The sequence below is a fragment of the Micromonospora sp. NPDC023644 genome, from assembly GCF_040640115.1.
Taxonomy (GTDB): domain Bacteria; phylum Actinomycetota; class Actinomycetes; order Mycobacteriales; family Micromonosporaceae; genus Micromonospora.
Genome location: NZ_JBFABA010000004.1, coordinates 63,529 through 87,175 on the forward strand (window position 1 = coordinate 63,529; position 23,647 = coordinate 87,175).

Annotated in this window: 23 protein-coding genes and 1 pseudogene; 6 read left to right on the forward strand and 18 right to left on the reverse strand. The window is 74.8% G+C overall.

All coding sequences use genetic code 11. The annotated features are described in order from the left end of the window. Window positions 1-647 precede the first annotated feature (647 nt). From hemB to AB0G08_RS04645, 5 genes are read right to left on the reverse strand one after another with little or no spacing between them, the layout of a single operon-like run. Window positions 648-1,631 (reverse strand): porphobilinogen synthase, encoded by a 984-nt coding sequence (gene hemB / locus AB0G08_RS04625; RefSeq protein ID WP_358083055.1) that lies wholly within the window; start codon window positions 1,629-1,631, stop codon window positions 648-650. A gap of 19 nt (window positions 1,632-1,650) precedes the next feature. After that, entirely contained in the window at window positions 1,651-3,231 is a 1,581-nt protein-coding gene (locus tag AB0G08_RS04630; RefSeq protein WP_358083058.1) for a uroporphyrinogen-III synthase, read from the reverse strand. Next, window positions 3,228-4,223 carry a hydroxymethylbilane synthase gene (hemC, locus tag AB0G08_RS04635; RefSeq protein WP_358083061.1) on the reverse strand — a complete coding sequence of 332 codons (996 nt, stop codon included), beginning with the start codon at window positions 4,221-4,223 and terminating at the stop codon, window positions 3,228-3,230. The genes AB0G08_RS04630 and hemC overlap by 4 nt, the downstream gene beginning before the upstream one ends. Then, complete coding sequence (locus AB0G08_RS04640) at window positions 4,220-5,668, reverse strand: glutamyl-tRNA reductase (protein WP_358083064.1); 1,449 nt, start codon at window positions 5,666-5,668, stop codon at window positions 4,220-4,222. The genes hemC and AB0G08_RS04640 overlap by 4 nt, the downstream gene beginning before the upstream one ends. After that, window positions 5,665-6,435 (reverse strand): redox-sensing transcriptional repressor Rex, encoded by a 771-nt coding sequence (locus AB0G08_RS04645; RefSeq protein WP_358083067.1) that lies wholly within the window; start codon window positions 6,433-6,435, stop codon window positions 5,665-5,667. The genes AB0G08_RS04640 and AB0G08_RS04645 overlap by 4 nt, the downstream gene beginning before the upstream one ends. A gap of 431 nt (window positions 6,436-6,866) precedes the next feature. Between AB0G08_RS04645 and AB0G08_RS04650 the strand changes: the two genes are divergently transcribed. Both AB0G08_RS04650 and AB0G08_RS04655 read left to right on the forward strand, forming a co-directional pair. After that, a complete protein-coding gene (locus tag AB0G08_RS04650; RefSeq protein ID WP_358083070.1) occupies window positions 6,867-8,168 on the forward strand; it encodes a sensor histidine kinase in 1,302 nt (433 codons plus the stop codon). A 24-nt stretch (window positions 8,169-8,192) separates the two neighbouring features. Next, complete coding sequence (locus AB0G08_RS04655; protein WP_357877906.1) at window positions 8,193-8,846, forward strand: response regulator transcription factor; 654 nt, start codon at window positions 8,193-8,195, stop codon at window positions 8,844-8,846. Between the two features lie 12 nt (window positions 8,847-8,858). Here AB0G08_RS04655 and AB0G08_RS04660 read toward each other — a convergent pair whose 3' ends face one another. From AB0G08_RS04660 to AB0G08_RS04670, 3 genes are read right to left on the reverse strand one after another with little or no spacing between them, the layout of a single operon-like run. Then, window positions 8,859-9,509 carry an HAD hydrolase-like protein gene (locus AB0G08_RS04660; protein WP_358083074.1) on the reverse strand — a complete coding sequence of 217 codons (651 nt, stop codon included), beginning with the start codon at window positions 9,507-9,509 and terminating at the stop codon, window positions 8,859-8,861. Window positions 9,510-9,531: 22 nt separating this feature from the next. Further along, complete coding sequence (locus AB0G08_RS04665) at window positions 9,532-9,783, reverse strand: glutaredoxin family protein (RefSeq protein WP_357877900.1); 252 nt, start codon at window positions 9,781-9,783, stop codon at window positions 9,532-9,534. Beyond that, the gene (locus AB0G08_RS04670; RefSeq protein WP_358083076.1) at window positions 9,776-11,518 is read right to left on the reverse strand and encodes an AMP-binding protein; all 1,743 of its coding nucleotides are present in this window, start codon (window positions 11,516-11,518) and stop codon (window positions 9,776-9,778) included. Before AB0G08_RS04670 ends, AB0G08_RS04665 begins: the two co-directional genes overlap by 8 nt. Before the next feature lie 554 nt (window positions 11,519-12,072). On the opposite strand from AB0G08_RS04670, the gene AB0G08_RS04675 reads away from it, so the two are divergent. From AB0G08_RS04675 to AB0G08_RS04685, 3 genes are all read left to right on the forward strand, one after another. Continuing rightward, window positions 12,073-13,047 (forward strand): ECF subfamily RNA polymerase sigma factor, BldN family, encoded by a 975-nt coding sequence (locus AB0G08_RS04675; RefSeq protein ID WP_358083079.1) that lies wholly within the window; start codon window positions 12,073-12,075, stop codon window positions 13,045-13,047. A gap of 288 nt (window positions 13,048-13,335) precedes the next feature. After that, window positions 13,336-14,208, forward strand: a complete 873-nt coding sequence (locus AB0G08_RS04680) for a DUF5667 domain-containing protein (RefSeq protein WP_358083082.1) — start codon at window positions 13,336-13,338, stop codon at window positions 14,206-14,208. A 126-nt stretch (window positions 14,209-14,334) separates the two neighbouring features. Beyond that, complete coding sequence (locus AB0G08_RS04685) at window positions 14,335-15,210, forward strand: HAD-IB family hydrolase (protein ID WP_358083085.1); 876 nt, start codon at window positions 14,335-14,337, stop codon at window positions 15,208-15,210. A 21-nt stretch (window positions 15,211-15,231) separates the two neighbouring features. Here AB0G08_RS04685 and AB0G08_RS04690 read toward each other — a convergent pair whose 3' ends face one another. From AB0G08_RS04690 to AB0G08_RS04730, 9 genes and pseudogenes are all read right to left on the reverse strand, one after another. After that, window positions 15,232-16,134 carry a lysophospholipid acyltransferase family protein gene (locus AB0G08_RS04690; protein ID WP_358083566.1) on the reverse strand — a complete coding sequence of 301 codons (903 nt, stop codon included), beginning with the start codon at window positions 16,132-16,134 and terminating at the stop codon, window positions 15,232-15,234. Between the two features lie 206 nt (window positions 16,135-16,340). Beyond that, complete coding sequence (locus AB0G08_RS04695; protein ID WP_358083088.1) at window positions 16,341-17,414, reverse strand: NAD-dependent epimerase/dehydratase family protein; 1,074 nt, start codon at window positions 17,412-17,414, stop codon at window positions 16,341-16,343. 120 nt (window positions 17,415-17,534) lie between these two features. Then, complete coding sequence (locus AB0G08_RS04700; RefSeq protein ID WP_007465623.1) at window positions 17,535-17,636, reverse strand: AURKAIP1/COX24 domain-containing protein; 102 nt, start codon at window positions 17,634-17,636, stop codon at window positions 17,535-17,537. A gap of 216 nt (window positions 17,637-17,852) precedes the next feature. Continuing rightward, window positions 17,853-18,062: a helix-turn-helix domain-containing protein gene (locus tag AB0G08_RS04705; RefSeq protein WP_007465625.1), complete on the reverse strand. Its 210-nt coding sequence runs from the start codon at window positions 18,060-18,062 to the stop codon at window positions 17,853-17,855. 324 nt (window positions 18,063-18,386) lie between these two features. Then, window positions 18,387-18,527: pseudogene (locus tag AB0G08_RS04710) on the reverse strand (ABC transporter ATP-binding protein); the annotation flags it as partial. A gap of 56 nt (window positions 18,528-18,583) precedes the next feature. After that, the gene (locus AB0G08_RS04715; RefSeq protein WP_358083092.1) at window positions 18,584-19,846 is read right to left on the reverse strand and encodes a hypothetical protein; all 1,263 of its coding nucleotides are present in this window, start codon (window positions 19,844-19,846) and stop codon (window positions 18,584-18,586) included. Window positions 19,847-20,499: 653 nt separating this feature from the next. Further along, window positions 20,500-20,835, reverse strand: coding sequence for a YrdB family protein (locus AB0G08_RS04720; protein WP_358083095.1), 336 nt, complete (start codon window positions 20,833-20,835; stop codon window positions 20,500-20,502). Beyond that, window positions 20,832-21,410: a WHG domain-containing protein gene (locus tag AB0G08_RS04725; RefSeq protein WP_358083097.1), complete on the reverse strand. Its 579-nt coding sequence runs from the start codon at window positions 21,408-21,410 to the stop codon at window positions 20,832-20,834. Before AB0G08_RS04725 ends, AB0G08_RS04720 begins: the two co-directional genes overlap by 4 nt. Beyond that, complete coding sequence (locus AB0G08_RS04730) at window positions 21,403-22,200, reverse strand: alpha/beta hydrolase (protein ID WP_358083100.1); 798 nt, start codon at window positions 22,198-22,200, stop codon at window positions 21,403-21,405. Before AB0G08_RS04730 ends, AB0G08_RS04725 begins: the two co-directional genes overlap by 8 nt. A 76-nt stretch (window positions 22,201-22,276) precedes the next feature. Here AB0G08_RS04730 and AB0G08_RS04735 point away from each other — a divergent pair, with 76 nt between their 5' ends. Next, window positions 22,277-22,687: a VOC family protein gene (locus AB0G08_RS04735; protein WP_358083103.1), complete on the forward strand. Its 411-nt coding sequence runs from the start codon at window positions 22,277-22,279 to the stop codon at window positions 22,685-22,687. 1 nt (window position 22,688) lies between these two features. Here AB0G08_RS04735 and AB0G08_RS04740 read toward each other — a convergent pair whose 3' ends face one another. Continuing rightward, entirely contained in the window at window positions 22,689-23,609 is a 921-nt protein-coding gene (locus AB0G08_RS04740; protein ID WP_358083106.1) for a proline dehydrogenase family protein, read from the reverse strand. Between the last annotated feature and the right edge of the window lie 38 nt (window positions 23,610-23,647).

Consider the following 23,647-nt stretch of genomic DNA (forward strand, 5'->3'; position numbering starts at 1 on the left):
ACATTCATCGAGTGCCGCCCTCGGGAGCAACCACCCCCCGTGCGCCCTTTGCTCTGCATCCTCATACGCAACAGGCACTCAGGGTTGCTGGTGCGTATGTGGGTGCAGAGCAAAGCGTCCGAAGGACAGTGGCGTCCGGACCACGGTTTGAATACTCAGCGTCACTGACGTCGAACCGTTGCGGACGTGTGAAGCGGGCAGCCGATTCAGCGCCGGCTACCGCAGCACCGGCACCCTTCAACTGCCAAGGACGCACAACACCGGCGCGGGCAGCGGCAGGGACACCGGACAGCAGCACCAGCACCAGCGAATCGATCTGGGGCGAGGAGGGCAGGCGCGGATTCCGGTGTGGGCATCCCTGACGGGTGACGGAGGGATGGGGCGGCGGGTCGGACCCTGGCCAGTCAGGCCCGGCCCAGTCTGCCCCGGGGCGGCCAAACCCTGCCGGTCAGGCCGAAGCCCGGTGGAGACACGTCCCGTTGTCGAGGGCAGCAACGACAGGCCGTGGGCCAGCCGAGGCCATAGGCCAGCCAAGGGCGCAGGCCGGGTCGCGACCGCGAGCCGGGTCGCGCGGGCCAGCCAACGCGACGAGCCAGCCACGGGCCGGATCGCGCCGGCCAGCCACGGGCCGAATCGCGCGGGCCGGGTCAGTAGCGCTGGCGGAGGAGTTGGGCGGCCTCGACCGCCCAGTAGGTGAGGATGATCTGGGCGCCGGCCCGACGGATCGAGGTGAGCGACTCCATCATCGCCCGCTCCCGGTCGATCCAGCCGTTCGCGGCGGCCGCCTCGACCATCGCGTACTCGCCGGAGACCTGGTAGGCGGCGACCGGGACGTCCACCGCCGCGCGGATCGCCGACACCACGTCGAGGTACGGCAGGGCGGGCTTGACCATCACCATGTCGGCGCCCTCGGCGATGTCCAGCTCGACCTCGCGCAGCGACTCCCGCAGGTTGGCCGGGTCCTGCTGGTAGGCGCGGCGGTCGCCCTCCAGGGCCGACTCCACCGCGTCCCGGAACGGGCCGAAGAAGGCCGAGGCGTACTTGACGGCGTACGCCAGCACGGCCACGTCCTGGTGGCCCGCGGCGTCGAGCGCGCGGCGTACGACGCCGACCTGGCCGTCCATCATCCCGGACGGCCCGACCACACCGACCCCGGCGGCGGCCTGGGCGACGGCCATCTCGGCGTACGCCTCCAGCGTGGCGTCGTTGTCGACGCCGCCGTCGGGGGTGAGCAGGCCGCAGTGCCCGTGCGAGGTGAACTCGTCCAGGCACAGGTCGCTCATCACCACCGTGGCGTCGCCCACCTCGGCGACGACGTCGCGGATCGCGACGTTGAGGATGCCGTTCGGGTCGATCCCGCCGGACCCGGTGGGGTCCCGCCGCTCCGGCACGCCGAAGAGCATGATGCCGCCGACGCCCGCCTGGACCGCCTCGGCGGCGGCCTTGCGGAGCGAGTCCCGGGAGTGCTGGAGCACCCCCGGGAGCGACGCGATCGCCCGCGGCTCCGTCAGCCCCTCCTTGACGAACATCGGCACGACCAGCTCGGCCGGGTCGACGCGGGTCTCGGACACCAGCCGTCGGACGGCCGCGTTGCGGCGCAGCCGGCGGGGCCGGATCTCGGGGTACGGCATCACGGACCTCCTGCTACGACTACCGGAACCTCAGTGCGGTCGGCCCCTGCACCTTCGAGCCGCGGCGCTGCTTCGCCGGCATGGCGGCGAGCTTCTCGCGCAACTCGACGGCGTAGGCGGCGAGCGCCTCCACCAGATCGGGCACCGAGGCGTGCGGCGGCTGGACGTCGACCCGCAGGCCGAACTCCGTCGCGGTCTCCGCCGTCTTGGGCCCGATCACTGCAACGACGGTACGGGCGTGCGGCTTCCCCGCGATACCCACCAGATTGCGCACTGTCGAGCTGGACGTGAAGAGCACCGCGTCGAAGCCACCCGACTTGATCGCGTCCCGGATCTCGGCGGGCGGCGGGGCGGCCCGGACCGTCCGGTAGGCGGTCACGTCGTCGACCTCCCAGCCGCGCTCGGTGAGCCCGGCGGCGAGGGTCTCGGTGGCGATGTCGGCGCGCGGCAGCAGCACCCGGCCGACCGGGTCGAGGATCTCGTCGTGCGGCGAGAACTCGGCCAGCAGCCCTTCGGAGGACTGCTCCCCGGACGGGATCAGCTCAGGCTGGATGCCGAACGCGCGCACGGCGTCGGCGGTCGCCTCCCCGATGCAGGCGATCTTGACGCCGCCGAAGTGCCGGGCGTCCAGGCCGTGCTCGGCGAACTTCTCCCAGACCGCGCGGACCGCGTTGACGGAGGTGAAGATCACCCAGGCGTACCGGCCGTCGACCAGGCCCTTGACCGCCCGCTCCATCTGGGCGGGGGTGCGCGGCGGCTCGACCGCGATGGTCGGCACCTCGCAGGGGATGGCCCCGTACGCGCGCAGCCGCGCGCTCATCACGCCGGCCTGCTCCTTGGTGCGGGGCACGAGGACCTTCCAGCCGTACAGCGGCCGGTTCTCCCACCAGCTCAGCTTGTCCCGCTGCCCGACGCCCTCGCCGACGGTGAGCACCACCCGGCCGGTGAAGCCGAGGGCCGCCGCGACGAACGAGTCGACGGTCGAGGTGGTGGTGTACTGCGTCTCGCCGGTGCCGTCCCCGGTCACCCCGACGCCGGTGGTGCCCTCCACCCCGGCGGCGAGCAGCCCGTCGCGGATCGCGGCGAGGTCACCGGCGTCCACGGCCAGGGCCAGCGAGCCCCGGCCGACGGCCGCGGCCAGCGCGTCGAAGTCCAGCGTGCTGACGTCCTCGACGTCGGCCGCCGTCCGTACGCCCGGCAGCGGCACGCCCGCGTAGGTCGCCACCCCCTCGGCCTGGCCGACGCCGGGAACCACCTCGAAGTGCGCGGCGGTCCGCGCGACCGCCTGCACCTCCTTGACGACCGAATCGTGGCCGAACGGGTCGCCGGCGACCAGATGCACCGCGTTCAGCCCGGAACGGGCCGCCGAGATCAGCACCTTCGCCACGTCACCCGGCGCGCCCTCCGCCGGAGTGAACTGGGCGTCCTCCCTGGCCTGGGCACGCACGGCGTTGAGCAGCGACTCGGGGACTCCCCGGTCGTACACCACCTGGTCGGCGTCGACCAGGGCGTCGTGCGCCCGGCGGGTCAGCAGGCCCGGGTCGCCGGGACCGGCCCCGACGAAGGCGATGCGGCCTACGGGCTTACGGGTGCGGGTCATTCTGTGCTCCCAAATTGCTGGGTCCCCGGGCCGGCGTGTCCATCGTGGCCGAGGATCGAGTCGGCGCCGAGGTCGAGGAGTTCGGCGGCGAGTGCCTTGCCGATCTCCGCCGCGTCGGCGAGCGTTCCGGTGCGGGACAGCCGGAGGTCTCTCGTGCCGTCCGGACTGATCACCGCCCCGCGCAGATAGATCTCCTGGACGACATCGCCCTCGGCACCCGAGCCGGTTGGCTCGCCTTCGGCGACGACGGCGTAGGCGGCGACCGGTGCGGAGCATCCGGCCTCCAGGGTGGCCAGCAGCGCCCGTTCCGCGGTGACCGCGGCGTGGGACGGTGCGTGGTCGAGCACGGCGAGCAGCTCGACCAGGTCCGTGTCGTCGGCCCGGCACTCCACCGCCAGCGCGCCCTGGGCGGGCGCGGGCAGCATCAGCATCGGGTCGAGCGTCTCCGTGATCACGTCGGTCCGCCCGATCCGGGCCAGCCCGGCCCGGGCCAGGACGACCGCGTCGAGGTCGGCCTCCGGGCCGAGCACCCGCGCGACGCGGCTGTCGATGTTGCCGCGGATCGGGGTGACCTCCAGCTGCATCCCGAGGGCGTGCAGCTGGGCGATGCGGCGCAGCGCGCCCGTGCCCACGGTCGCGCCGGAGGGCAGCTCGGTGAGCGTCCGGCCGTCCCGGGCGACCAGCGCGTCCCGCGGGTCCTGCCGGGTCGGCACCGCCGCGATGTGCAGCCCGGCCGCCGCCGCGGTGGGCAGGTCCTTGTAGGAGTGCACCGCGAAGTCGATGGTGCCGGCGGTCAGCGCGTCGCGCAGGGCGGAGACGAAGACGCCGACGCCCAGCCGGTGCACCGGCGCGGACGAGCGGTCGCCGGCGGTGACCACCTCGACCAGCTCGACGGGCCGGCCGGTGGCGGCGGTCAGGGCCTCGGCGACGTGGCCGGACTGGGCCATCGCCAGCTTGCTGCCCCGGGTACCGAGGCGCAGGGGCGTGCTCATCGCTCACCTCCGATGGGCGGGACGTCGGCGGAGCCCGTCGACGGCGGGATGTCGGCGTGACCGACGGGCGGCGGAATGTCGGCGAGGCCGAAGGGCGGCGGCACGTCGGCGAGGCCGAACGGCGGCGCGGCGTCGCCGGCCACGATGTCGGGAACGCCGTCGACCGGGGACGTCTGCGGCACCTGGAGATCGAACAGCTCGCGCAGCAGGGCCGCGTACTGGTCGCCGCCGGGCTCGGCAGCGAGCTGGCGGACCCGCACGGTCGGCTGGTGCAGCAGCCGCTGCACCACCCGGTGCACGGTCCGGGCCACCTCGGCACGCTGGTCGTCGGTGAGGTCCGGGCGGCGCTGGGCGAGCCGGCGCAGCTCGGCGCCGACCACGTCGTCGGCGCGGCCACGCAGGGCGGCCACCGTGGGCGCCACGTCGGCGCCGCGCAGCCAGGTGAGGAAGGCGTCGACCTCGCCGACCACGATCCGCTCGACGGCGGCGGCGTCGGCGGCGGCGGGGCCGTCGGCGAGCAGCGCCGCCATCCGGTCGATGTCGATCACCTCGACGCCGGGCAGCTCGGCGACGCCGGCCTCCACGTCGCGCGGCACGGCCAGGTCGAGCAGGACCAGCGGCCCCCGGCCGGGGTCGCGCGCGGCGAGCGCCCGGGTCACCACCTCACGGGTGAGGACCGCTTCGGCGGCCGCGGTGGCGGCCACTACGATGTCCACTGTGGAGAGAACGGTGGTCAGCTCCGCCATGGGTGACGCGCTGGCCCCGTACGCCTCGGCCAGCCGGACGGCCCGGTCGGCGCCCCGGTTGGTGACGGTGAGCGGCCCGGCGCCCAGCCGGGACAGCGTGGCGACGCCCAGCGACCCCATCGCGCCCGCGCCGACCACCAGGGCGGGACGGCCCGCGAGGTCGCCGTCGAGGTGCCCGGCGGCCAGGTCCAGCGCTGCGGTCACCACGCTCTGGCCGGCCCGGTCGATCCCGGTCTCCGCGTGGGCCCGCTTGCCGACCCGCAGCGCCTGCTGCATCAGCTCGTGCAGCAGCCGGCCGGCGGTGTCGGCCCCGGTCGCGGAATGGTAGGCGTCCCGGAGCTGGCCGAGGATCTGCGCCTCGCCGACCACCATCGAGTCGAGCCCGGCGGCGACCCGGAAGACGTGGTCCACGGCGGCGGCGTCGAAGTGCACGTAGAGGTGGTTGGCGAGCGCGGCGGGCTGGCAGCCGGCCTGCTCGGCCAGCACCGCGCAGATGTCGCCGAGGCCGCCGTGGAAACCGGACACGGCGGCGTAGACCTCCACCCGGTTGCAGGTGGAGACGAGCACGGCCTCGGTCACGTACGGCTGGGCGACCAGGCGGTCCAGGGTGCGGGTGAGGTCCGCGGGGCCGACCGCGAGCTGCTCCAGCGTGGCGACGGGAGCGGTGCGGTAGGACGCGCCGACGACGAGCAGTTTCACGTGCCGATCGCCTCCTGCGGGTCGGTGACGGCGAGCCCCCCGGGCAGGGCGGTGAGGGCGGACCCACCGGTGGCGGGGAGCGCGGTCAGTGATGCCTTGCGGTGCTCGTGGAAGGACAGGATCTGCAGCTCGATGGCGAGGTCGACCTTGCGCACGTCGACCCCCTCCGGGACCGAGAGTACGCACGGGGCGAAGTTCAGGATGCTCGTCACACCCACGGCCACGAGCTGGTCCGCCACCGCCTGGGCGGCCGGGGCGGGGGTGGCGATCACGCCGATGGCGATGGCCTCCTCGACCGCGACCCGGGGCAGCTCGTCGATGTGCCGGACGACCAGCCCGTTGATCTCCTCGCCGATCCGGCCGGGGTCGGCGTCGAAGAGGGCGGCGATCCGGAAGCCGCGGCTGGCGAAGCCGTCGTAGCCGGCGAGGGCGTGACCGAGATTACCCACGCCGACCAGGGCGACGGCCCGCCGCTGGGTGAGCCCGAGCACGAACTCGATCTGCTCGATCAGCAGCGCCACGTCGTAGCCGACGCCACGGGTGCCGTACGAGCCGAGGTGCGAGAGGTCCTTGCGGAGTTTCGCGGAGTTCACGCCGGCGGCACTGGCCAGCCCCTCGCTGGACACGGTCTCGTGGCCGGTTTCGGCGAGGTTGTGCAGGGCACGGAGGTATTCCGGGAGCCGCGCGACGGTCGCCTCCGGCAGATCCGGGAGCGCCGGTACGGCACCGGCGCGGCCGGGCGCGCCAGGGTGACGGTGCTGACTCATGAGACTCCGTGCGGTGCGATCCTCGGCCAGCTCCAGCGGCCGGCCGTTTCGGGATCCCCGCTGGCGACCGAGATTGCCGGCTGTGCTAGCAGGGCGCGTCGGAACTACAGAGTAGGCGCTTGTGAAGGCGTGCACAAATCGCGATCTTGAAAGCTCGCGACGCGGCTTCACCAGCCCCTCCATTCCGCAAGATCGATCCGGCGACCGCCTCCGGCCGCCGCCCGACCTCCGGGCGACGCCGATGGTGCCGGCCGCGCCGATTATTGCTCAATTACGACTTCTCTGACCAATGGCGCGACCATGGCTCGCCCACGTTCCGGTCACGGCGGCCCACGGTTCGCCCACGATCCGGTCACGGTAGGGCCAGCCCTACGCCGGAGAGAAGGGCCGACGGGATGGGTCGGTCCCCCCGCGCTGCCTAGCCTCGTGGCATGACCGCCGTACCCGTCGCCGCCGACCAGCCCGTCCCGGCGCCGACCATCTCCCGACAGCTCCTGCTGGACTCCGGCTACGTGCTGCTGGGACTCCCGCTGGCCCTGGCCAGCTTCGTCGTCCTGCTGGTCGGCCTGGCGGCCGGGCTCGGGCTGGTCGTGACGGTGATCGGCCTGCCGATCCTCAGCGGCACCCTCTACGCCGCCCGGGGCCTCGCCGACATCGAGCGGCTCCGCCTCCCCGCCGTGCTGCACCAGGCCCGGATCCGCCCCCAGTACCGGCTCCCCGAGCCCGGGGCGAGCGCCTGGCGACGGATCTTCGTGCCGATGGGGGACGCGCAGTCGTGGCTCGACCTGGCGCACGGCATCCTCAAGCTGATCGTGGCCATCGTCACCTTCGTGGTCACGCTGGTCTGGTGGGCCGGCGCCGTCGCCGGCACCCTCTACTGGGCGTACGACTGGGCGCTGCCGCACGGCGACCCGGAGGACGTCGGCCTCCCCCAGCTCCTCGGCCTGGGCGACTCGACCGTCGCCCGGATCGGGCTGCACACCGCGATCGGGGTGTTCTTCCTGATCACCCTGCCGATCGTGGCCCGGGGCTGCGCGCTGCTCCAGGCCAGCTTCGGCCGGGCCCTGCTCACCGGCGTGGCCGAGATGCGCAACCGGATCACCGTGCTGGAGGAGCAGAAGCGGGCCGCCGTCTCCGCCGAGGCGAGCGCGCTGCGCCGGCTGGAGCGGGACATCCACGACGGCCCGCAGCAGCGCCTGGTCCGGCTCGCGATGGATCTCAGCCGGGCCCGCCAGCAGCTCGCCACCGACCCGGCGGCCGCCGGCCGCACCCTGGACGAGGCGGTCACCCAGACCCGGGAGACGCTCGCCGAGCTGCGTGCCCTGTCCCGGGGCATCGCGCCGCCGATCCTGGTCGACCGGGGGCTGCCCAGCGCCCTGGCCGCGCTGGCCGGGCGCGGCCTGATCCCGATCGAGCTGCGGGTGGACCCGGAGCTGGCCAGCCCGGACGGTCGGCTGGACCCGGCGGTGGAGAGCACCGCCTACTTCGTGGTGTCGGAGGCGCTGACCAACGTCGCCAAGCACAGCCGGGCGACCGAGTGCCAGGTCACCGTGGCCCGGCACGACGGGCGGCTGGAGGTCGACGTCGACGACGACGGACAGGGCGGCGCGCACCTGGCGAAGGGGCACGGGCTGGTCGGCATCGCCGACCGGGTCCGCGCCGCCGGCGGCCGGCTCTCCGTGGTCAGCCCGGCCGGCGGGCCCACCAAGATCCGCGCGGAGCTTCCGCTGTGAGCCGTACGTGGTAGACAACAGGACATGCGGATCGTGATCGCGGACGACGCGGTGCTGCTCCGGGAGGGGCTGGTACGGCTGCTCACCGAGCGCGGGCACGAGGTGGTGGCCGCCGTGGCCGACGGCGAGGCGCTGGTGGTGGCGGTGGAGGCCCACCGGCCGGACGTCTCGATCGTCGACGTCCGGATGCCGCCGTCGCACACCGACGAGGGGCTGCGCGCGGCGGTGGAGGCCCGTCGGCTGGTGCCCCGCACCCCGATCCTGGTCCTCTCCCAGTACGTCGAGGTGTCGTACGCCGACGACCTGCTCGCCACCACCGGCGGCGGCGGGGGCGGGATCGGCTACCTGCTCAAGGACCGGGTGGCCGCGATCGACGAGTTCCTCGACGCGCTGGACCGGGTGGCCGCCGGCGGGACGGTGCTCGACCCCGAGGTGGTCGGCCAACTCTTCGCCCGGCGCCGGCGTGACGACCCGCTGCGCGAGCTCACCCCGCGCGAACGCGAGGTGCTCGCGTTGATGGCCGAGGGCCGCTCCAACACGGCGATCGCGAAGACCCTGGTGGTCACCGACGGCGCCGTCGAGAAGCACGTCCGGAACATCTTCACCAAGCTCCAGCTCCCGCCCGACACGGAGCAGCACCGCCGCGTCCTGGCCGTGCTGGCCTACCTACGCAACTGACCACCGGCCCGGTCAGGGCAGCGTGGCCGCCAGGCGTACGGCCTCGCTGAGGGTGTCGGCGACCGGGTGGCCGGAGGCGCGCAGCCGCGCCGGGTCGGTGAACCCGCCGGTGTAGAGGACGGCGCGGCCCCCCACCGCCTCGGCGGCGTCGGCGTCGTCGACGGAGTCCCCGATCAGCACCACGTCCCGGCCGTCGACGCCCAGCTCCGTCAGGTGCCCCCGCAGGGACTCGGCCTTGCGGTCCCCGCCGACGCTCGCCCGCAGCCCGTCCACCCGGACGAAGCGCCCGGTGAGGCCGTACGTGTGCACGGTCGGCACCAGCTCCTCGTGGAACCACATGGACAGCAGGGACTGGCTGCCCGGCCAGACCGCCATCGCGTCGGTGGCGTCGTGCGCCAGCGCACAGGTCGTCAGCCCGGTGCGGTACGCGTCGTGGAAGATTCGGTCCAGCCGGCCGAACGCGTCGTCGTCGACCGCCCGGCCGAGCACCTCGGCGTAGTAGTCGGCGATCGGCCGGCGGAACCGCACCCGGTGCTCGTCGGCGGTCACGGCGGGCCCGCCGACGCTGGCGAAGGCGACGTTGGTGGAGGCGACCACCAGGCTCAGGTCGTTGAGCAGGGTGCCGTTCCAGTCCCACACCAGGTGGCGACGCGCAGGGGTCATCGGAGCACCCTAACGCCTGGCGCTACAGCTGCGGCGTGGTCAGGTCGCGCAGCAGCCGCTCCTCCTCCACCCGCCAGTAGCCGTGCTCCTTGCCGTCGAGCAGCACCACGGGCAGCCGGTCGCCGTACTCGCGTTCCAGCTCGATGTCATCGGTGACGTCCTTCTCGGTCCACCGGTCCCCGGTGACCGCCACCACCCGGTCCAGCGCCGCCTTCGCCTCGTCGCAGAGGTGGCAGCCGGGGCGGGTGATCAGGGTGAGTCGGGGCTCACGCATCGCTCTCCTCCGTCGTGCTGGTGCCGGCCGGGGCCGGCGGGCGGGTCTCCGGCGACGCCGCCGGGGACGGCACCGGGGCCGCCGGGGTCGACGCCGGCCGGAGCAGGGTCTTGCGCACCTTGCCGATCACCGAGTGCGGCAACTCGTCGACGAACTCGACGGCGGTCGGGCACTTGAACCGGGCCAGGTTGCGGGCGCAGTGGGCGAGCAGTTCCGCACCGGTCACCGGACGCCCCGGCGCCGGCACCACGTACGCCCGCACAGTCTCGCCGGTCCGCGGGTGCGACACACCCAGTACCGCCGACTCGGCCACCCCCGGGTGCGCGGAGAGCACCAGCTCGACCTCGTGCGGGTACACGTTGAAGCCGTTGACCAGGATCAGCTCGCCGATCCGGTCCACCAGGAAGAGGTCGCCGTCGGAGTCGGCGTACGCCACGTCGCCGGTGGCCCACCAGCCGTCGGCGTCCGGGCCGCCCCGGCCGTCCGGCCAGTAGCCGGTGAAGACGTTTGCCCCGCGCACCACGACCTGGCCCGGGTCGGTGCCCGGCGTGACGTCGGAGAGGTCCAGCTCGTCGGCGTCGGAGTCGTCGTCCGGCTCGGCCACGCCGTCGCGCCACAGGTCGGCCCCGTCCGTGCCGACCAGGCGCAGCTCGACGCCGGGCAGCGGGCGGCCGATCGAGCCGGCCTTCGGCTCCCCGCCGACCAGGGTGGAGGTCAGCACCGGCGCGGTCTCGGTCAGCCCGTACCCGACGTGCACCGGGCGACCGGCGACCTCGGCGAAGCGCGCCGCGACGGCCGGCTCCAGCGGCGCCGCGCCGCAGACCACGACCCGGACCGACGCCATCGCCGCAGCGAGGGCGGCGGCGTCCGCCGTGGACCAAGCGGCCACCATCGACGGTACGCCGACCAGCACGGTGACCCGGTGCCGGGCGATCTCGGCCAGCCCCGCGTCGGGGCCCAGGGCGTCGACGAGCACGCCGGTCGCGCCATGGTGGACGACCGCGCCGAGCCCCGCGTTCAGCCCGTACGCGTGGAACAGCGGCAGCGCCAGCAGCACGGTGTCGTCCGGCCCGACGACGGCCGGGTCGATGCGGCCGACCTGCTCGTGGTTGGCCGCCAGCGCCCGGTGCGTCAGCATCGCGCCCTTCGGCCGCCCCTCGGTGCCGGACGTGTAGAGCAGCAGCGCCAGGTCGTCGCCGCCCCGCTCGGGGAACGGGTGGCCGGCGTCGGCCACCGGCGGTGCCGTGTGCACGGCGAGGGGCGCGGGCAGGTCCCCGGCGACGCTGGCGGCCAGGTCGCGCACCCGCTCGGTGCCGATCAGCACGGAGGCGCCGGAGTCGGCCAGCACGTGCCGCAGCTCGGGGGCGGTGAGGCCGGGGTTGACCGGCACCGCGACCAGCCCGGCGCGCAGCGCGGCCAGACAGCTGACCACGAAGTCCGGCGAGTTGCCGAGCGCGACGGCGATCCGGGGCGGGTGCCGGTCGGTGGCGGTGGTGCCCGACGCCGGGCGGGGCCCGGCGGGCGGCCCGGTCAGGGCCGCCAGGGCGTGGGCCGTGGCCGTCACCGAGGCGTCCAGTTCGGACCAGGTCATGGTCCGCTCGCGCCAGTGCAGCGCGGGTCGGTCGCCGTGGGCGGCGGCGGCCCGGTGGAGCCGCTCGACGAGGGTCGAGGCTGGGCTGTCGGTTGCGTCCTGCACGGTGGCTGAGTCTGGCACAGCGCGGGGCCTGTGGGCCATGCCCGCGGAGGGCCGACGTGGACATCGCCGGCCGGCGGGATCGGCGACCCGGAGAGTCCCGCGCACGGGACCACGGGCGCGCGTGGACGGGACGGAACCGGTCCCGTCCACAGGACACGCCGGACGTACCCGGTGTGCCGGACGGTCCTGACCCGACACCCGCGACGCCGCCCCGCCCCGGCACCGCGACGCGCATGCTGACCTGGAATTACATTCGCGTCCACGCCGGAATCCGAAAGTCAACCGCACACGACGGACAACCGGTCCGCCAGGTGTGCGACGCAGCGGGAAATACTTCCGCCCTGTGTAACGGACTTGCCACGCGTGGGTGACGTTGGCCCTATCATCACTCGGGTCGGCTCACCCCATTTGCCGTGAGTCGACACCCCTCAGCCCGAGGAGGCCCCCGTGCCTGTGAGCGCATTGGACCAGCACCTCAAGGGGATCTGCCGCCCGTCGGCACACCCCGAGCCAGCCCTGCCCGGCCGTGCCGGCCGGGCCACTACGGCGACGCGTCGAACGGCGTGGTCGGCCGGTGGGACGGAGGCGGCGCGGTGACCACCTTCGGATACGCGGAGCGGCCGGCCGGCCTGACCAACCCGGCGATCCGCGGCGCGGTCAACGAACGGCCCGCCGCCCGCGGCCCGCTGGACGACACGGGCAGCCTCGCCGTCCGGGAGGAGGGCGCGTCGAGCCGGACCCGCAGCCGGCCGCACCAGAACGAGCCGCCGCCCCGCACCGCGACACCGGGCGGCAACGCGAAGCCGGCCGGCGGCCGGGTCGCGGTCCCCGCCCGGCCCACCATGCCGGCGCAGGGCCGCCGCACCACGGAGCCCGCCAAGGCGCCCGACGAGTCGGGCGCGGAGACGGCGGTGCTCCCGGCCGTGCCGGCCGCCGCCGCGCCGGCCCCCGCCGCGCCGGTCAACACCTCGACGGGTTTCCCCAGCCGCCCGGACCCGTCCGACCCGGCCACCGAGGTCTGGGGGCTGGTCGAGCGGGCCCAGGCCGGCGAGTCCGAGGCGTTCGGGCTGATCTACGACCGGTACGTCGACACCGTGTTCCGGTTCGTCTACTTCCGGGTGGGCAACCGCCAGCTCGCCGAGGACCTCACCTCCGACACCTTCCTGCGCGCCCTCAAACGGATCGGCAGCTTCACCTGGCAGGGGCGCGACCTGGGCGCCTGGCTGGTCACGATCGCCCGGAACCTGGTGGCGGACCACTTCAAGTCCGGCCGCTACCGGCTGGAGGTCACCACCGGGGACGTGCTGGACGCCGACCGCGAGGACCGGGGCCCGGAGGGCAGCCCGGAGGCAGCGGTCGTCGAGCACATCACCAACGTGGCCCTGCTCAGCGCCGTCAAGCAGCTCAACCCGGAGCAGCAGGAGTGCATCGTGCTCCGCTTCCTGCAGGGCTTCTCCGTGGCCGAGACGGCCCGCGCGATGGGCAAGAACGAGGGCGCGATCAAGGCGCTCCAGTACCGCGCGGTGCGCGCGCTGGCCCGACTGCTGCCGGACGGCTTCCAACCGTAGTCCCGTGCAGGAGACTGCCGTGCATCGATCGATGTACGCGCAGGCCAGTGGCGTGGTGACCCCGTGACGGCGATCACTTTCCGTGATTTCGCCTCCGCCGGCCCCGTAACCCATGTCCGGTCCGGACCGTTTCTCCGGGTGCGACCGGTGGTAGCCCCGGCATTCCCCGGGCCCCCGAGGTCCGGCAGTGCGGCCGGCCACGACCTTCGTCCGTGGTGTCACGCCGTCACCGGTCGCTGTCGACGACAGCGGCCGACCGGCCGCGACCAGCGAGAGGAGGTGCCCGCGGTGGACAGCAACCTCTTCTCCCGTCGGCGCGCGGAGCGCTTCGCGCAGCTTCTCGACGAGGCCAACGGCGGCCGGCGACACCACGTCCGGTCCCGGGCCGACGACCAGTTGGCCGGGCTCGTCGCGGTGGGTCAGCGGCTGGCCGCGGCCCCGCCCGCCGTGGAGGTGGACCCGGAGTTCCGCACCGGACTGCGGGCCATGCTGCTGGCCACGGCCGAGCGCGAGGGCATCGGCGCCCCGGCCGAGCCGTCGTCCCGGCGCGCCACCGCCGACGCCGGCCGCAACCGGCTGCTGCCGGCGGTGACCGCCCGCCGGGCCCGCGCCCGCGGCGCCGTCCTGGTCGGCATCGCGGCCGGTGCCGTCGCCCTCTCGGGCATCTCGGCCGCCAGCGAGAACGCCGTCCCCGGCGACGCGCTGTACGGCATGAAGCGCTCCACCGAACGCGCCCAGCTCGCGCTGGCCAGCTCGGACGTCAGCCGGGGCCAGCTGTTCCTGGACTTCGCCCGCACCCGGCTCGCCGAGGCGGCCGCCCTGCGCGGCGACGAGGACGGCTTCAGCGCGGTGCTGGACGACATGGACGCCGACACCCGCCAGGGCGTACGCCTGCTGACCACCGCCGCGACGCAGCGCTCCGACCCGGCGGCGCTGGACGCGGTCAACTCCTTCCTCACCGGCCAGCGCCGGGCGGTCGGCGGGCTCCTCGACGACGCCAGCCGGGCCGAGCGCGACCGGACCCGCCGCTCCCTCGCCCTGCTCGACGCGGTCCGCAAGCGCTCCGACGCGCTGCGCGCGGCGATCGCCTGCGGCCTGCCCGCACCCGCCGGCAGCGACGCCCTCGGCCCGGCCCCGGCCACCTGCCCCGGCGACCGCTGACCACCTCGGCCGAATCCGGCAGGGACGTCCGCGCCACAGTTCACCCCTCGGGCGGCCGTCCGTCACCCGCACCCGGCTACCCTCGCCGGAGGCACACGACGCGCCGGTCGAGCGGAGGGAGGTCGCGTGGCCCGCAGCCGCAAGGTGACCGTCAGCACCGACTCCCACGGTCACACCGCCGGCTGGGCGGAGACCGACCTCGCGCCCCTGGCCCCCCCGGAGCCCGATCCGACCGCGGCGGCCTTCTTCGACGTCGACAACACGATGATGCGGGGCGCGTCGATCTACTGGTTCGCCCGGGGCCTCGCCGCGCGCAACTACTTCACCACCACCGACCTGGCCCGGTTCGCCTGGCAGCAGCTGCGGTTCCGGTTGCTCGCCACCGAGCACGCCGGAGACATGTCGCAGGCCAAGGAGGCCGCCCTCGCCTTCGTCGAGGGCTGGCGGGTGGACGACGTGGAGCGCCTCGCGGAGGAGATCTTCGACGAGCTGATGGCGCCCCGGATCTGGGCCGGCACCCGCCAGCTGGCCCAGCGGCACCTGGACGCCGGCGAGCGGGTCTGGCTGGTCAGCGCCGCGCCGGTGGAGATCGGCCGGGTGATCGCCGCGCGGCTGGGCCTGACCGGAGCGGTGGGCACGGTCGCCGAGATCGTCGACGGCGCGTACACCGGGCGGCTGGTCGGCGACCTGATGCACGGCCCGGCCAAGGCGGAGGCGGTCAGCCAGCTCGCCGCGGTCGAAGGGCTGGACCTGCGCCGCTGCACCGCCTACAGCGACTCGTGCAACGACCTGCCGATGCTCTCCATGGTGGGCCGGGGGGTGGCGGTGAACCCGGACGCCGCCCTGTTCAAGGAGGCCCGGCAGCGCGGCTGGGACGTCCGCGACTTCCGCACCGGCCGCCGCGCCGTCAAGATCGCCGTGCCGTCCACCGCGGCGGCCGGCCTGGTCGCCGGGGCGGTCGGCGCCGGGCTGGCGCTGCACCGTCGCCGCCGCGACGGCTGACGACACCGCCCGCCCGCGCCCCTAGGGGCCGAACGGGTCCGGACGCCGCTCCAGCAGCTGGTGCAGGGTCTGCTGGATGGTCTCCCGCACCTGGTCGGCGAGGTTGAACACGACCAGCGGGTCGTCGGCGGAGTCCGTCAGGTGGGCGGTGGGGATCGGCGGGCAGAACTCGATCAGCCACTTGCTCGGCAGCGGCACCATGCCGAGCGGCCCCAGCAGGGGGAAGGTCGGCGTGACCGGGAAGTAGGGCAGCTTGAGCAGGCGCGCCAGGGGCTTGATGTCGGCGAGCATCGGATAGATCTCCTCGCCGCCGACGATGGCGACCGGCACGATCGGGGTGCCGGTGCGCAGCGCCGCCGAGACGAACCCGCCCCGGCCGAAGCGTTGCAGCTTGTAGCGCTCGGAGTAGAGCTTGCCGATGCCCTTGAAGCCCTCGGGGAAGACGCCGACCAGCTCGCCGTTGCCGAGCAGCCGCTCGGCGTCCGGGTTGCAGGCGACCGTCCCGCCGGTCTTGCGGGCGATCTCGGAGACCACCGGCATCCGGAAGACCAGGTCGGCACCGAGCAGCCGCAGGTAGCGGCGGGCCGGGTGCTGGTCGTGCAGCGCGGCCGAAAGGATCAGCGCGTCCAGCGCCACGGTGCCGGAGTGGTTGCCGACCACCAGGCCGGCGCCCTCGGCGGGCACGTGCTCCAGGCCGGTGACCTCGGTGCGGAACCAGTCCCGGTAGAGCATCCGCAGCAGCGGGTGGAAGACCGCCTCGGTGATCTCCGGATCGAAGCCGAACTCGTCGACCTCGTATTCGCCGGAGAGCCGCCGCCGCAGGAACGCCAGGCCCCTGGCGACCTTGCGGTCCCAGTGGTCGCCGGGTTGGTCCGGCACCGCCGGCCCGTTCGGACCCGCGGCGCCCGGCGCCCGGTCCGCCACGGCGGTGGCCGGCGCGTCGGTGGCCCCGGTGTCGGGCGCGTCGACGGCGGCCGGCGCGTGGTCCGCGACCGCCTCGTCGGTGGCGGCCGTGTCGGGCTCGTCGGGCGTGGCGGGGTGGTGTCCGTTGGCCCGCGCCGGCTCCGCGTCCGGTGCGGCCACGGTCAGCGGTACGTCGTAGCGGCCGTCGCGCCGCTCCTCCGGCCCGGTCACGAGCCCTCCCGCACGGCCGCCCGGACCTGCCGGATCCCGTCCAGCACGAGCTGCTCCGCGACGGCCAGCTGGTCCCGGTGCACCACGACCCCGCCGTAGTGGGCGCGGATGAAGTCGTCAAAGGCGGCGGCGGTGGAGCGGGGCGTGAAGCCGTACTCCCGCTCCAGCCGGCTGGTGTCGACGACCCGCCCGTGCACGAAGAGGTCGACCTGGTCCAGGCCGTAGCGGCCGAAGCCGAGGTTGCGGGCGATCGCGGCGGCGCTGGAGAGGCCGGGCTCCAGCACCGGCACGGCGACCCGGCCGGCCCGGCGGATCGCCTGCGACAGGGAGAGCACCCCGGGCCCGGCCACGTTGTACGTCCCCGGATGGTCCTCGACGATCGACCGGTGCAGCACCTCCAGCGCGTCGTCGAAGTGCAGGAACTGCAACCGGGGGTCACGCCCGAACACGGTGGGCACCACCGGCCGGGAGAAGTAGCGGGTGAGGGTGGTGTCGGCCGTCGAGCCGATGAACGGCGCGAAGCGCAGCACGGTCGCGGTGACGTCGGGCCGGCGGCGGCGGAAGCCGCGGACGTACCCCTCGATGTCGAGGATGTCGCGGCCGTATCCCCCGCGCGGCACCTCGCGCGGCTCGGTCTCCTCGGTGAAGACGGCCGGGTCGCGGAAGGACGCCCCGTAGGCGGCCGTCGAGGAGCGGACCACGAGCTTGCGCAGGCGGGGGGCGCGCTGGCAGGCGGCGAGGAGCTGCATCGTGCCGATGACGTTCTGGTCCTTCATCGCCGAGCGACCGCCGTGCTGCGGGTCCGGCGAGGTGACCAGGGCGAGGTGGACCACCGCGTCGACGTCGAGGTCGGCGAGGAGGCCGCCGAGCGAGCCGGGGTCGATGCGGACGCGCTCGACCCGGTCGAGCAGGTCGGCGAACTCGGCGCCGGGCTCGGGCTGGTCCACGCCGATGACCCGCTCGATGCGGGGGTCGGCGGCGAGCCGGGCGGCGACGTGCGCGCCGAGGTAGCGGCTCACCCCGGTGACGACGACTACCCCCGGGGCACCTGGGGTGCCACCGGGGGTCATGTCGCGCACCTTCCCCGGCAGGTGGGATCGAGCCGGGACATCCGCGGCGTGATCACCTGAGCCTCCGGGGGTCGACAGTTGGCAAGTGACGACGGGAGCCGGGCCGGAACCCGGCCCCGGTCACTTGCCGAGACGGCGACGCTGGACGCGGGTCTTGCGCAGCAGCTTGCGGTGCTTCTTCTTAGCCATGCGCTTGCGGCGCTTCTTGACCACCGAGCCCATACGAAAGCCTTTCGATGCAACGTGCGGGGCGACCGGATGACGCCACAATGTGGCGTCGGCGACCGCTTGCGGACAACGGACCGGACCAGCGGGGTAAGCGGCAGGGCGCACCTGCGGTCACGGTCGGGGTCCAGGGTAGCCGGAGAGCGTCAGCAGGACCAACGCGCCCCCGTCGATGCCCGTTACGTCGTGCTCGAGGGGCGGTCCGCGGAAGGGTCAGGCGGTCTCCTGAAAGGCGCCCCGCAGGTATTCGTGCACCGCGTGTTCGGGCACCCGGAACGACCGGCCGACCCGCACCGCGGTGAGCTCACCGCTGTGCACCAGGCGGTAGACCGTCATCTTCGACACCCGCATCACCGTCGCCACCTCGGCGACGGTGAGGAACTTGACCTCCGACAGCCGTCCGTCGGACTGCGACCCGGCCATGGCTCACCGACCAATCCCATGCCCGGCGCGTGCCACCGGACGGGTTCGTCCCGCCCGGACCGGCGACGCGCGTGTTACCAGTACGGTAGCGGGACGGCTGTGACCGGCGCGATCCCTTCGTACAACTGATCATGATTCTCGCCGGTGTCCACCCGACCGGTCGGTTCGTTGTCGAACCTGTTGCGCCCGGCGTCCGGTCGGTCCTCGTCCGGACGATGCCGTCCCCGTGCCGCCCGGTCCCCAGGCGGTCGAACCGCCGCCCGGCACCTCGGGCGCCACCCACCCCGCGACGATCGGATCGGGGGGCCGCCCGCCGAGCGGAAGGCGCCCGGTGGCTCCGGCGGCGCCACCGGAGCCACCGGGCGGGTGCCCCGGGCCGCTTCCGGACGCGGACCGGGGCTCCGCGCTGGGAGCGGGCACCAGTGTGTCAGGTCGGCCCGCGCGGCCCGACAGCGGTCGATCATGAATGCCGCGACCACCCCGGACGGCGCCCTCGGGGACCACGGCGCCGCTCGGATCCGTCAGCCGACCACGGCGCGGACGTGTCGGACGCACTCGTCGTGCAGGGCGGACCAGGGTTCGCCGAGGACCCGCTCGGCCGCCCGGTCCAGCGGCGTGCGCTCGTGCACCACGGCCGCGAAGAAGGCGAGCAGCCGCTCCGGGCCGAACCGGTCGACCAGATGCCGGACCGCCAGGTAGGAGATGCCGTAGCTGCCGCTGACCCGGTCGGCCGGGGCGTCGTCGGCCGGGCTGAGGCTGTCGAGCCGGCCGTCCCAGCCGCCGCCGAGCAGGCGCCGCACCTCGGCCAGCCCGGCGTACCGGTCGATCGGCTCGCCGTCGGCGCCCGCGTACTCGGCCAGCCCTTCCACCAGCCACCAGGTGCCCTTTCCCGGGTAGCCCCGCTCGGGCAGGGACGCGGCGTGGGTCAGCTCGTGCCGGAGCAGGTCGTCCACCCCGCTGGCGGCGAGCCCGTCGGCGTTCAGCACCACCTCGTGGTGGCCGCCGCCGACCGTGACCGCGTACCCGCCCGTCCACTTCGGCCGGCCACCGCCGTACCAGCGCCGCCACTCGCCCCGGCCGGCGTAGAAGATCCGGTACCGGTCCGGCGTGCGGCCGTCCACGGCGTACGTGTCGGCGATCCGGGCGGCGGCCTCCGCCTGGGCGAGCAGGCCGGGCAGCTTCCTGCGCAGGGCGGGAGTGGTGGCCACGAGCGTACGCGGGCCGACGGCCACGGCCAGCTCGCTGACCTCCCAGGGCCGGGTGCCGGTCTCGGCGGACCGGGACGGTTCCACGGCGAGCAGCCGGGGCCGCTCCCCCTCGCGCCAGCGGGTGCCGGTCAGCACCCGGCTGGTGCGGCAATCCGGCGTGACGAAGCAGTAGCGGAACTCGACCAGCAACCGCCACTCGCCGGGCCGGCCCTCGACCGGGGTGGGCAGGCCGGTCGCGCCGGCCTGCCAGGCGGTCACCCGCAGCGCGCGCAGCGCGGCGTACCGCCGGCGCAGGTCCGGGTGCGCGGCCGGCTCCGCGACCGCCAGGAACCCGGCGCGGTCCCCGCCGAGCAGGGCGGCGGACTGCCGGGCCAGTTCCGCCGTCATGCGCTCACCGAGCCGGCGGGCGGCCGCGGCGGCGGGGTCGTCGGGTGCGGCGGCGGACGGCCCCGGGGCGGGCGGGTCGCCGGCCCGCACCAGCCCGGTCAGCAACGCCGCGGGCAGGCCACAGGCCAGCAGCAGCACGACCGCCGCCAGCGCCGCCCCGAGCGGCCGGGACGACCGCCCGGGACCCACCGCCGCCGGGACGGGCCCGGTCGCCGCCGGAACCCCCGATGCGCCAAGAGCCGCCGGTACGCCGGAAGCGGCAGCCGGCGCGGCCGGAACAGCCGGCACGGGCGACGCGGCCGCCTCGCTCGGAGCGGCCGGAGCGGGCGACGTTGGCGCCTCGGCAGGCTGGGGCGACGCGGCCGGAGCGGGCAGAGCGGGCGACTCGCTCGGCGCGGGCGGAGCAGCCGGAGCGGGCGATTCTGTCGGCGCGGGCGACGTTGGCGCCTCGGTCGGCGCGGGAGATTCGGTCGGCGCGGCGGGCAGGTCCGGTTTCCCCGACACGGTGTGCGGGTCCGGCTCCGTCGGCGCAGCGCACTCGGCCCCGTCAGTCGGCTCCGCCCCGCCAGTGGGCTCGCTCCCGTCAACTGGGTCGGCACCGCCAGTCGGCTCGGCACCGTCAGTGGGCTCGGCACCGTCAGCGGGGTCGGCACCGTCAGCGGGGTCGGTCTTGCCCGTCGCGGTGGCCGGCGTGCCGTCCGGCAGTGGTCGGCCGTCCGTCCCGGGCTGCCCGTCAGTCACCCGCCGAAGGGTACGACCAATCAAGCGGCCCGGCGAGCACCGCCCGGCAGGTACGCGGCCCCGCGGCCCCGGCGGTGGAGACCCGGCGGGGGCCGGGTGGTTCAGGCGGGGCGGCCCGTCAGGCGGAGCAGGGTGACGGTGACCGCCCACGCCACGACCAGCGCGACCCCGGCCAGCGGCAGTGCGCGCAGGGCGAGCATCCCGCCGCCCGCCACGAACCAGGCGGCCTGGAACGCGTGCTTGCCGGCCGTCGGCAGCGGCACGCGGGCCTTCGGCGAGCCGAGGACGCCCCAGAGCGCGGCGAACAGCAGCGGCACGGCGACGGCGGCGGCCACCCGCACGGGCGGCGCCGCGTCCAGGGTCCAGCCCCACCAGGCGCCGACGGCCAGCACGGCCAGCTCCAGCAGGAAGAGCAGCAGCAGGCCCAGGGCCGTCACGGGCGTCGCCCCCGGGGCCAGGACCGGAACGCGCCGTCCAGCGCGGCGACCAGGCTGTCGAAGGAGGCGTCGACGGCGCGGGGCAGGCCAAACCCGCCGGCCGCCTCCAGCGCGACGAACCCGTGCAGGGTGCTGCGCAGCATCCGGGTGGCGTCGAGGGCGTCGTCGCCGTCGAGCCCGTAGCCCCGCAGGGTGGCCCGGATCGCCCCGACGGCCCGTTCCCCGGCGGCGACGTGCTCCGGGTCGGCCGGGTCGGGCACCCGCTGGCTGGCCGGGTAGCGGCCGGGGTGCCGGTGGGCGTACGCCCGGTAGGCGGTGGCGACGGCCCGCAGCGCCTCCCCACCGGCCCGGCCCGCGACGGCGGCGGTCAGCTCGTCGGCGAGCTCGGCGGTGGCCAGCGCGGAGAGCTTCTGGGCGAGCGCGTCGGCCCCCCGGACGTGCTTGTAGAGGCTGGGCAGCGCGACGCCGAGCCGGCCGGCCAGCGCGGCGAGGGTGAGCTGGTCGGCCCCGACCTCGTCGGCGAGCCGGGCCGCCTCGCGCACCACGCTCCGCTGGTTGAGCCCGGCCCTAGGCACCGGTGACCGCCAGGAACTCGGTGAGCTGGGCGGCGGTGCGGGCCGGCTGGTCGGCGTGGGGGTAGTGGCCGGAGTCGTCGATCATCCGCGCCTCGGCGGTGGCGAAGAGCCGGCGGGCCGCCCGCGCCCCGGCGCCCGGGTCCGGGAAGTCCGGGTCCTTCGCGCCCATCAGCACCAGCACCGGCTGCCGGACCTCGCGGGCGCGGGCGGTCCAGTGCGGATCGGCCGGCGCGAGCACGCCGCGCATCGCCGCCATCCGGCCGGGCTCGCGCAGGTTGGCGACCATCGCCCTGCGGTACGCCGCGTCGTCGGCCGGCCGGTCGCACGGGAAGAGCGTGCGGTGGAACAGCCCGAAGATCCGAGGGCTGCGCAGCACGGCGGTCTGGACCACCCGCGTGACCGGGTTGAGCTTCGGCTCCTCGACGAACGGGGCGACCTGGACGATGCCGTTGACCAGGGCGGGTGCGTCGGCGGCGGCGAAGACCACGGCCGCCGCGCTGGACGAGCTGCCGACCAGGGTGGCCGGCCCGCCGCCCAGGTCGCGGACCACCGCGAGCAGGTCGGCGCCGACCTCAGCCGGGGTGTACGACGGCCAGCCGGCGCTGGACGCGCCGTGCCCCCGGACGTCCACCGACGCCACCCGGTGCCCGGCCTCGACGAGCAGCGGGACCAAATGGCGGAAGGAACCACGGTTCTCCCCCACACCGTGCGAGAGGACGACGAGCGGCCCCCGCCCGTGCGCCTCGTAGGCGATCCGTCCGCCGTCCCGCTCCACGTAGCTAATAGTCATAACCCAAAAGCTAAGACAATTAGCCAATGCCGTCAAGGCTTGACCTCACGCCGGCTTCAGGTCGCACGATCCACTCATGCCGCTCGCCCCCGCCGCCGCCTTGCACCTGCGCATCGCCCGACCGAGCCGCGACCTGGCAGCCGCCGAACGCTTCTGGGTCGACGGGCTCGGCCTCGACGTGCTCTGGCGCTCCGCCGCCGAGGCGCCGGGCGAGCACGACCTGCTCGTGGTCGGCCGGCCGGGCGACCACTGGCACCTGGAACTCGTCGGCGGGGAGCAGCTCGCCGTGGCGCCGACGCCGACTGCTGCGGACCTGCTGGTGCTCTACCTCGACGGCCCCGTCGACGACCAGCTGGTCCGGGAACTGGAACGGGCCGGCGGGACGAGGGTCTCCGCCGGCCCGTACTGGGACCGCTGGGGGGTGACTGTGGCCGATCCGGACGGCTACCGCCTGGTGTTGAGCACCCGGGGCTGGTCGAACGACTGACCTACTTCCTCGACATCACGGCCCGGCCGAAGAACATGAGGTTGGCCGGACGCTCGGCGAGGCGGCGCATCAGGTAGCCGTACCAGTCCTCGCCGTAGGGCAGGTAGGTCCGCACGGTGTAGCCCTCGCCGGCCAGCCGGGCCTGCTCCTCCGGGCGGATGCCGTAGAGCATCTGGAACTCGAACCGCTCGGGGCCGCGGTCGAACCAGCGGGCCCGGTCCTCCCCGATCGCGATCAGGCGCGGGTCGTGGGTGGCCAGCATCGGGTAGCCGTCGCCGGACATGAGGATGTTCATGCAGCGTACGTAGGACTTGTCGACCTCGCGCGCGGACTGGTAGGCCACCGACTCCGGCTCCTTGTACGCGCCCTTGCACAGCCGCACCCGGGAACCGGCCGTGGCCAGCTCGCGGCAGTCCGACTCCGTCCGCCGCAGGTACGCCTGGAGCACGGCGCCGGTCGACGGGTGGTCCTTGCGCAGCTTGGCGAGGATGTCCAGGGTCGAGTCGGTGGTGGTGTGGTCCTCCATGTCCAGGGTGACCGTGGTGCCCGCCTCCTCGGCTGCGGCGCAGATCGCCCGCGCGTTGTCGTAGGCGAGCTGCTCGTCGAACATCTGGCCGAGCGCCGACAGCTTGACGCTCACCTCGGCCGCCGGGGTGAGCCCCGCCCCGGAGAGCAGCTTCAGCAGCCCGACGTACTCGTCGCGGGTGGCGGTGGCCTGCTCGGGGGTGACGGTGTCCTCGCCGAGGTTGTCGATGGTGACCGCGAGACCGCCGTCGACGAGTTCGCGGGTCGCGCGCAACGCGTCGTCGGTCTTGGCGCCGGCGACGAACCGGCGGACGAGGTCCCGGGTGAACGGGGCCGTCGCGACGAGCCGCTCGACCTGGGATGACCGGGACGCGGCGAGGATGACGGTACGGAGCATGGATCGAGCCTAACGCCCGCCGGTGGCCCCGCGCGGGG

Excerpts from the sequence above, each read along its gene's own strand:
- AB0G08_RS04660 (WP_358083074.1), bottom strand. The coding sequence starts at position 9,509 with ATGACCCCTGCGCGTCGCCACCTGGTGTGGGACTGGAACGGCACCCTG.
- hemB (WP_358083055.1), bottom strand. The coding sequence starts at position 1,631 with ATGCCGTACCCCGAGATCCGGCCCCGCCGGCTGCGCCGCAACGCGGCC.
- AB0G08_RS04695 (WP_358083088.1), bottom strand. The coding sequence starts at position 17,414 with ATGACCCCCGGTGGCACCCCAGGTGCCCCGGGGGTAGTCGTCGTCACC.
- AB0G08_RS04730 (WP_358083100.1), bottom strand. The coding sequence starts at position 22,200 with ATGACTATTAGCTACGTGGAGCGGGACGGCGGACGGATCGCCTACGAG.
- AB0G08_RS04665 (WP_357877900.1), bottom strand. The coding sequence starts at position 9,783 with ATGCGTGAGCCCCGACTCACCCTGATCACCCGCCCCGGCTGCCACCTC.
- AB0G08_RS04645 (WP_358083067.1), bottom strand. The coding sequence starts at position 6,435 with ATGAGTCAGCACCGTCACCCTGGCGCGCCCGGCCGCGCCGGTGCCGTA.
- AB0G08_RS04740 (WP_358083106.1), bottom strand. The coding sequence starts at position 23,609 with ATGCTCCGTACCGTCATCCTCGCCGCGTCCCGGTCATCCCAGGTCGAG.
- AB0G08_RS04735 (WP_358083103.1), top strand. The coding sequence starts at position 22,277 with ATGCCGCTCGCCCCCGCCGCCGCCTTGCACCTGCGCATCGCCCGACCG.
- AB0G08_RS04700 (WP_007465623.1), bottom strand. The coding sequence starts at position 17,636 with ATGGGCTCGGTGGTCAAGAAGCGCCGCAAGCGCATGGCTAAGAAGAAG.
- AB0G08_RS04630 (WP_358083058.1), bottom strand. The coding sequence starts at position 3,231 with ATGACCCGCACCCGTAAGCCCGTAGGCCGCATCGCCTTCGTCGGGGCC.
- AB0G08_RS04650 (WP_358083070.1), top strand. The coding sequence starts at position 6,867 with ATGACCGCCGTACCCGTCGCCGCCGACCAGCCCGTCCCGGCGCCGACC.
- hemC (WP_358083061.1), bottom strand. The coding sequence starts at position 4,223 with ATGAGCACGCCCCTGCGCCTCGGTACCCGGGGCAGCAAGCTGGCGATG.
- AB0G08_RS04670 (WP_358083076.1), bottom strand. The coding sequence starts at position 11,518 with ATGGCCCACAGGCCCCGCGCTGTGCCAGACTCAGCCACCGTGCAGGAC.
- AB0G08_RS04705 (WP_007465625.1), bottom strand. The coding sequence starts at position 18,062 with ATGGCCGGGTCGCAGTCCGACGGACGGCTGTCGGAGGTCAAGTTCCTC.
- AB0G08_RS04655 (WP_357877906.1), top strand. The coding sequence starts at position 8,193 with ATGCGGATCGTGATCGCGGACGACGCGGTGCTGCTCCGGGAGGGGCTG.